Origin of the sequence: Shewanella sp. T24-MNA-CIBAN-0130, from assembly GCF_040310185.1 — a bacterium.
In the GTDB taxonomy this organism is placed as follows: Bacteria; Pseudomonadota; Gammaproteobacteria; order Enterobacterales; family Shewanellaceae; genus Shewanella; species Shewanella psychromarinicola.
In genome coordinates this window covers 1-467 of the sequence record NZ_JBEOPP010000150.1, presented here as the reverse complement: position 1 = coordinate 467, position 467 = coordinate 1, and the positions used below count along the sequence as shown (strand labels likewise).

The 467-nt window shown below is 40.0% G+C and carries 1 pseudogene; it reads right to left on the bottom strand.

The window, feature by feature from the left end:
• Positions 1-398 (bottom strand): annotated as a pseudogene (locus AAEZ02_RS21865) (transposase); the annotation flags it as partial.
• Positions 399-467: the final 69 nt, after the last annotated feature.

The following is a 467-nucleotide window of genomic DNA, read 5'->3' as shown; positions in this document are numbered from 1 at the left end:
TGATATTGCCTGTGCTTATCAGCTGATTTTACTGCCAAACCAAGCAGGTAAAGTATAAATTGTGATAAGCAAGCTATGAGCAGGAGTACGCCTAATTTACGGTGAATCCTTGTTCCGCTATCATTCATTTTTAACCCTGTTTTAACATCTCTAAAACTCTCTTCTATCTGCATCCTCGTCGAATAAATTTTAACGACTCTTTTAGCAGCATCTCTTCTACTGCATAGCGATGTTGCCAGTAACCACGGCTCTTTTTCTCGCTCGGCACTTGTTCGTGACTGTTTACTCCGTCTAGCTTTATCACCTGTAGCCACTTTGTCTTTTCGCCCTTTAGCGTTGCGTTTAAAAATCACTAAGCGAGATTTAAACGCAGTTTGCTCACCTAAGTAATATATACCCGTGATCATTGAAAATGCTTGATTTTGTCCCAAATGGGATCATCATAGCCCCATGAAACAAATTACACT